General features: G+C 72.8%; 5 protein-coding genes and 1 pseudogene. 2 read left to right on the top strand and 4 right to left on the bottom strand.

The features are described 5' to 3' along the window. Positions 1–176 precede the first annotated feature (176 nt). Positions 177–350: pseudogene (locus tag HLB15_RS24920) on the top strand (methyl-accepting chemotaxis protein); the annotation flags it as partial. A 67-nt stretch (positions 351–417) separates the two neighbouring features. Here HLB15_RS24920 and HLB15_RS21515 read toward each other — a convergent pair. The 4 genes from HLB15_RS21515 to HLB15_RS21530 all read right to left on the bottom strand — a co-directional run bounded on the left by HLB15_RS21515 (position 418) and on the right by HLB15_RS21530 (position 5292). Further along, a complete protein-coding gene (locus HLB15_RS21515) occupies positions 418–1593 on the bottom strand; it encodes a Gfo/Idh/MocA family protein (RefSeq protein WP_171108521.1) in 1176 nt (391 codons plus the stop codon). A 126-nt stretch (positions 1594–1719) separates the two neighbouring features. Beyond that, positions 1720–2775 carry a substrate-binding domain-containing protein gene (locus HLB15_RS21520; RefSeq protein WP_171108523.1) on the bottom strand — a complete coding sequence of 352 codons (1056 nt, stop codon included), beginning with the start codon at positions 2773–2775 and terminating at the stop codon, positions 1720–1722. Positions 2776–2836: 61 nt separating this feature from the next. Continuing rightward, the gene (locus HLB15_RS21525) at positions 2837–3793 is read right to left on the bottom strand and encodes an ABC transporter permease (protein WP_229785761.1); all 957 of its coding nucleotides are present in this window, start codon (positions 3791–3793) and stop codon (positions 2837–2839) included. Positions 3794–3810: 17 nt separating this feature from the next. Then, positions 3811–5292, bottom strand: a complete 1482-nt coding sequence (locus HLB15_RS21530) for a sugar ABC transporter ATP-binding protein (protein WP_171108525.1) — start codon at positions 5290–5292, stop codon at positions 3811–3813. 171 nt (positions 5293–5463) lie between these two features. Between HLB15_RS21530 and HLB15_RS21535 the strand changes: the two genes are divergently transcribed. Further along, entirely contained in the window at positions 5464–6645 is a 1182-nt protein-coding gene (locus tag HLB15_RS21535) for an ROK family transcriptional regulator (protein ID WP_229785759.1), read from the top strand. Positions 6646–6834 lie beyond the last annotated feature (189 nt).

The raw sequence follows: 6834 nt of genomic DNA on the forward strand, positions 1-6834 counted from the left end.
TGCGGGAGGTCGCGGCCTCGGCGGACGCCGTCGCCGCCTCCTCGGACGAGCTGTCGAGCTCCTCGGCGCGCATCGCGGAGTCCTCGGAGGCCACCAGCGGCCGCGCCACCGTCGTGTCGTCCGCGGCCGGCGAGGTGACGCGCAGCGTCGTGACGGTCGCGTCGTCCTCGGAGCAGATGGGCGCGTCGATCCGCGAGATCAGCAGCAACGCCAACGAGGCCGCGCGGGTGGCCGCCGAGGCCGTCCGCGCCGTCGCCGACACGAGCGCCACCGCGGTGCGCCTCGGCGAGTCCAGCCAGCAGATCGGCGAGGTGGTCAAGCTCATCACCTCGATCGCCGAGCAGACCAACCTCCTCGCGCTCAACGCGACGATCGAGGCGGCCCGCGCCGGCGAGGTCGCCGGCGCGGGCCCACGGATCATGCGAGGGAGACCCATCCACCCCCTGCGGCGGCGCTGCGTTCCACGGCGTCCAGCACGCGCTGGACGCCCAGGCCGTCGGCGAACGACGGCGTCGGCTGCCTGCCCGCCGCCAGGTCGCCGACCAGGTCGACCACCTGGTGCGTGAACGCGTGCTCGTACCCGAGCCCGTGCCCCGGGGGCCACCACGCCCCGCCGTACGGGTGCTCGGGCTCGGTGACGACGATCCGGCGGAAGCCCGCCGTCGCCGCGTCCTCCGCGGCGTCGTAGAAGTGCAGCAGGTTCATGTCCTCGAAGTCGAAGGCGAGCGAGCCCGCCGACCCGTTGATCTCGAGGCGGATCGCGTTCTTGCGGCCCCACGCGAAGCGGGTCGCCTCGAAGGTCGCGAGCCCGCCGCCGGACAGCTTGCCGAGGAACACCGCGGCGTCGTCGACCGTGACCGTGCCGGTGCGCCCGGTGTCGGCGACGCCGGACAGCCCGGCCGAGGACGACGCCTCGGGCCGCTCGTGCACGAACGTCTCCAGGAGGCCGGTCACGCCGGTGAGCGTCTCCCCGGTGATGTACTGCGCGAGGTCGACGACGTGGGCGCCGATGTCGCCGAGCGCCCCCGAGCCGGCCTTCTGCTTGTCGAGCCGCCAGGACATGGGCGCCTGCGGGTCGGCGATCCAGTCCTGCAGGTACTGCGCACGGACGTGGCGCACCTGGCCGATCCGGCCCTGCTCGACGAGCCGCCGGGCCAGCGCGATGGCGGGCACGCGGCGGTAGGTGAAGCCCACCATCGCGCGCACGCCCTGGGCCGCGGCGGACTCGGCCGCCGCCACCATCGCCTCGGCCTCCGCGACGCTGTTGGCCAGCGGCTTCTCGCACAGGACGTGCTTGCCGGCCTCGAGCGCCGCGACGGCGATCTCCGCGTGCGTGTCGCCGGGGGTGCAGACGTCGACCAGGTCGATGTCGTCCCGCTCGAGCAGGCTCTGCCAGCCCACGACCGCCTCGTCCCAGCCGAGCCGGTCGGCGGCCGCGCGCACCGCGGCCTCGTCCCGGCCCGCGACCGCGCGCATGCGCGGTGCGAGGGCCAGGCCGAAGAACCGCGGAGCCGTGCGCCACGCCTGCGAGTGCGCCGCCCCCATGAACGCGTACCCGACCATGCCGACGCCGAGCTCGTTGTCCGCGCTCATCCCGTGCCTCCCCCCACTGGTGCCACCACTCTTGCCACCACCCCTGTCTCGACCACTGTCTCCACCACTGTCATGTCCCTGCCCTCCGGCCCGCCCTGCCGGGCATCGTCGCCTGCTGTCACAGCGTCAGGACTCGAAGCCGATGGGCAGGAACTCCTCCACGTTGTCCGCCGTGACGACGGGCGCGTAGAGCTGGACCGTGCGCGGCACGCCGATCGAGGCGAGGTCGCTCACCGTCTTGTTCTGGGCGACCAGGCGGGCCAGCTTCACGCCGTCGGCGGCCTGCGTGGACGGGTAGATGACGGTGGCGTCGACGACGCTCTCCTCGTCCTGGATCTCGCGCATCATGTTGGCCGAGCCGGCGCCGCCCACGACGAAGAACTCGTCGCGGCCCGCGTTCTCGATGGCGGCCAGGACGCCGACGCCCTGGTCGTCGTCGTGGTTCCAGATGGCGTCGATCTGCGGCTCGGCGGACAGCAGGTTCGCCGTCTGCTCCTCGCCCGACTCGACGGTGAACTCCGCGGCGACGCGCGCGTCGACGTCCAGCCCGCAGTCGTCGAGGGCGTCCTTGAAGCCCTGGCTGCGGTCCTGCGTGAGCGGCAGCGAGTCGATGCCGGCGATCTCGGCGACCACGGCGTCGGGGTTGTCGCCGAGCTGCTCGCAGATGTAGGTGCCCGCGCTGACGCCCATGCCGTAGTTGTCGCCGAGCACGGTGGCGCGCGCGGCGAACGGGCTGGTGAACTCGCGGTCCACGTTGATGACCGGGATGCCGGCCTCCATGGCCTCGAGCGCGACGTCGGTGAGCGCCGCGCCGTCGAACGGCAGCAGCACGATGGCGTCGACGCCCTGGTCGATGAAGCCCTCGATCTGGCTGATCTGCACGTTGACGTCGTTGGTGCCCTCGGCGACCTGGAGCGTGACGTCCTCGTACTTCTCGGCCTCGGCCTTGGCGGCGCTGGTGATCGCACCCATCCAGCCGTGGTCGGCGGCGGGGGCCGAGAAGCCGATGACGACCTCGTCGCCGGGCTCGTCGTTCTCGGTGACGGCGACGGGGCCGCTCGCGGCGTCGTCCTCGCTCTCGCGGGGCTCGTTGCTCACACAGCCGGTGAGCAGCAGCGCGGCGGTGGCCGTTGCGGCGACGGCGCCGACGGCGCGGCGCGTGCGGACGGTGGACGCGGTCATGATGATCTCCCTTGATCCGGGTGGAACTGCTGGGTTGTCTCTGGTGCGGTCAGGTCGCGCGTCAGGTGGCGGTGACCCGCTCGCGCGCGGCGAACCACTGCTGCAGCAGCACGGCGCCGACGATGATCGCGCCCTTGGCGATCGCCTGCACCGAGCTGTCGAGGTTGTTGAGGACGAACACGTTGGTCAGCGTCGAGAAGATGAGGACGCCGAGCACGGTGCCCGTGATGGTGCCCCGGCCGCCGGCCAGCAGCGTGCCGCCGACGACGACCGCCGCGATGACGTCCAGCTCGAGGAGCGTGCCGTGCGTCGAGGACCCCGCCGTCGTGCGCGCGAGGAGGATCACGGCGCCGATGCCCGCCGTCAGGCCGGCGAGCCCGTACAGGTACAGGGTGTGCCGCTTGATCTTGATGCCCGCGAGGCGCGAGGCCTCGGGGTTGCCGCCCACGGCCACGGTCCGGCGGCCGAACGTCGTGCGGTTGAGCAGGAACCAGCCGGCGGCCGCCACCACGACGAAGATCCACACGATCGCGGGCACGCCGAGCGGGCGCGACTGGAACACGTCGAAGAAGGGCTCCACGGTCACGATCTGCGTGCGCCGCCCCGCGATGATCTCCGCGAGGCCGCGGGCGGCCGCCAGCATCGCGAGCGTCGCCATGAACGCGGGCATCTTGCCGTAGGCGACCAACAGCCCGTTGATGAGGCCCGCCACCAGGCCGACGGCGAGGGCGGTCAGCGGGATGACCCACCAGCCGAAGTCCTCGGCCGCGTACTGGGTGGAGAGCGTCGACGCCCAGACGGACGCCAGGCCCACGACCGCGCCGACCGACAGGTCGATGCCGCCCGAGGTGATGACGAACGTCATGCCGATGCTGACCACGCCGGTGACGGCCGCGAGGCTGAGGACCGTGATCAGGTTGCCGGTGCTCCAGAACCGCTCGCCGGCCGTCGCGACACCGACGACCACGAGCAGGACGAGGGCGAGCACGAGGCCGCCCATCCGCAGGGCCGGACCCATGAGGGCCGAACGTTGGCTCACGCCACACTTCCTTCCATGACCAGGTCGAGCACGCGGTGCTCGTCGATGTCGCGGGCGGGTCCCTCGTGGACCGCCCGGCCGTCGGAGATGACCAGGACCCTGTCGGCGAGCCCGAGCACCTCGGGGATCTCGCTCGACACGACGACGACGGCCGCGCCGTCGTCGGCCAGGCGGCGGATCAGGGTGTAGATCTCGGCGCGCGCGCCGACGTCGACGCCGCGGGTGGGCTCGTCGAGCAGGAGCACTCGGCAGCCGTGCACGAGCCAGCGCGCGAGCAGGGCCTTCTGCTGGTTGCCGCCCGAGAGGGTGCGGGCGTGCCGGTCGACCGAGGCGGGCCGCAGGTCGAGCGCCTCGACCTGCTCGCGCGCGGCGGCGCGCTCCGCCTTCTCGTCGAGCAGCCCCGCCCGCGCCGTCCGCGCGAAGGTGGACAGGGTGATGTTCCGGTACACGGGCTCGTCGAGCAGCAGGCCCTGGCTCTTGCGCTCCTCGGGGCACAGCCCGATGCCCGCGGCCACCGCCGCGTCGACCCCGCCGCGCAGGCGCCTGCCGCCCACCCGCACGGTGCCCGACGCCGCCCGCCGCGCGCCGTAGATCGTCTCGAGGATCTCGGAGCGTCCCGAGCCGACGAGGCCGGCCAGGCCGACGATCTCGCCCGCCCGCACCGTGAGGGAGACGTCGGAGAAGACGCCGCCCAGGGCGAGGTCCTCGACCTCGAGGACCGGTTCCGCACCGGCCGGGACGCCGGGGCGCTCGGGGAACGCGTACTCGACCGACCGGCCCGTCATCAGCTTGATGAGCTCGTCGGTCGGCGTGTCCGCCACGACGAGGCTCTCGGCGACCGTGCGGCCGTCCTTGAGCACCGTGATGCGGTCGCCGAGCTGGCGGATCTCCTCCAGCCGGTGCGAGATGTAGACGACGGCGACGCCGTCGGCGACCAGCTCGCGCACGATGCGGTGGAGGTTGCCGACCTCCTCGGAGTCCAGCACGGCGGACGGCTCGTCCATGATGACGACGCGCGCGTCCCGGGACAGTGCGCGGGCCAGCGACACGATCTGCTTGCCCGCCGCGGACAGCGAGCCGACCTCGCGGTACGGCGAGATCTCGCCGTGGCCCAGGCGCTCCAGCAGCCTGCGGGTGTTGCGGGCCGCCTCGGACCGGCGCGTGACACCGCCCGACGCGAGCTCGTGCCCGAGGTAGATGTTCTCGGCGACCGTCAGGCCGTCGACGACGTCGAGCTCCTGGTAGATGGTCGCGATCCCGAGCCGGAGCGCCGCGACCGGGTCGGCGATCGTGACGGGCTCGCCGTCGATGAGGATCTCGCCCGCCGTCGGCTGGTGGGCCCCCGCGAGCGTCTTGATCAGGGTGGACTTGCCCGCCCCGTTCTGGCCCAGCAGGCAGTGCACCTCGCCCGGGCGGACCTCGAGATCCACGCCGTCGAGCGCCCGCGCGCCGGGGAACTCCTTCACGATGCCGCGCATCTGCAGCAGCGGCTGCTGCCCTGCCCGCTGCTCTGCCGGCTGCTCTGTCGGACTAGGGGTCGGACGGGGGGTCGGTTGGGGGTCTGCGTCGACCATGCCACGAACGTAGAGGGACTTTTGCCGACCGTCAAGCAAAAGTCGCGACCTTGTTGGCCATGATTCACTAGAGGCATGGTGGAAGTGGCACGGGACGTGGTTCAGCAGGTACCGAAGGTCGCCGGAGCGGGTGACATGTTCCAGCTCCTGCGCGACGGGAAACCGCGCACGCGAGCGGACCTCGCCGCGGTGACGGGGCAGGCGCGGTCCACGGTGGCCGCGCGCATCGACCTGCTCATGGCCGCGGGTCTCATCGCCCCGGCGGGCGAGGCGACGTCGACCGGCGGACGACCGCCCGCCACGTTCGCGTTCGCACCGTCCGCGCAGGTGGTGCTGGGTGTGGACCTCGGCGCGACGCACGCGCGGCTCGCCGTGACCGACCTCGCCTCCACCGTGCTGGCGCACCGCGAGATGCCGCTGCTCATCACCGACGGTCCCCGGGCCGTGCTCGACCGGGTGGCCGAGACCGGGCGGGAGCTGCTGCGCGAGGCCGGCCGGTCGACCGCCGAGCTCGCCGGTGTCGGCGTCGGCCTCCCCGGGCCCGTCGAGCACGCGACCGGCCGCCCCAACAACCCGCCGATCATGCCGGGCTGGGACGACGCCGACGTGCCCGGCATCCTCGGCGAGCGGTTCGGCGCGCCCGTGCTCGTCGACAACGACGTGAACATCATGGCGCTCGGCGAGCACCGCGCCGCGTGGCCCGGCGTCGCCGACCTGCTCTTCGTCAAGGTCGCCACGGGCATCGGCGCGGGCATCATCGCCGACGGCGCGCTGCGCCGCGGCGCGCAGGGTTCCGCGGGCGACATCGGGCACGTCGCGGTACCCGGCGTGACCGACGTCGTGTGCCGCTGCGGCAACGTCGGCTGCCTCGAGGCCATCGCGAGCGGGCAGGCCGTCGCCACCCAGCTCGAGGGTGCCACCACGCCCGCCGACGTCGTGGCCATGGTGCGCGCGGGCGACGTCACCGCGAGCCAGGCGGTGCGTCAGGCAGGGCGCGACATCGGCGCCGTGCTCGCCACGAGCGTCAGCCTGCTCAATCCGTCGATGATCGTGATCGGCGGCGCGCTGGCCGACGCGGGCGAGCACATCGTCGCGGGCATCCGCGAGGTCGTCTACCAGCGGTCGCTGCCGCTGGCCACGCAGCACCTGCGCATCGTCACGGCCCGCACAGGCACCCAGGCCGGTGTGCTGGGCGCGAGCGCGATGGCCGCCGACCAGGCCCTGTCCCCCGAGGCGGTCGACCGCCTGGTCGCCTGACCCCTCCCCCTGCCCCGCCGAGGTAGTCGTCTGGCGAGGTAGTCGTCTGGCGAGGTAGTCGTCTGGCGAGGTAGGGCGGATTCAATCGGTGGTTGCAACACCGGTTGTGTCGGCTGAGAGTAGCTTGCTCATTGCTTCGTAGGGTGTGTGCCAGTCCAGGACCTTGCGGGGTCGTCCGTTCATCACCAG

The organism is Promicromonospora citrea (assembly GCF_013004695.1).
In the GTDB taxonomy this organism is placed as follows: Bacteria; Actinomycetota; Actinomycetes; order Actinomycetales; family Cellulomonadaceae; genus Promicromonospora; species Promicromonospora citrea.

Coding starts and splice junctions, on each gene's coding strand:
- HLB15_RS21525 (WP_229785761.1), bottom strand. CDS start 3,793: ATGGGTCCGGCCCTGCGGATGGGCGGCCTCGTGCTCGCCCTCGTCCTG.
- HLB15_RS21520 (WP_171108523.1), bottom strand. CDS start 2,775: ATGACCGCGTCCACCGTCCGCACGCGCCGCGCCGTCGGCGCCGTCGCC.
- HLB15_RS21535 (WP_229785759.1), top strand. CDS start 5,464: ATGGTGGAAGTGGCACGGGACGTGGTTCAGCAGGTACCGAAGGTCGCC.
- HLB15_RS21530 (WP_171108525.1), bottom strand. CDS start 5,292: ATGCGCGGCATCGTGAAGGAGTTCCCCGGCGCGCGGGCGCTCGACGGC.
- HLB15_RS21515 (WP_171108521.1), bottom strand. CDS start 1,593: ATGAGCGCGGACAACGAGCTCGGCGTCGGCATGGTCGGGTACGCGTTC.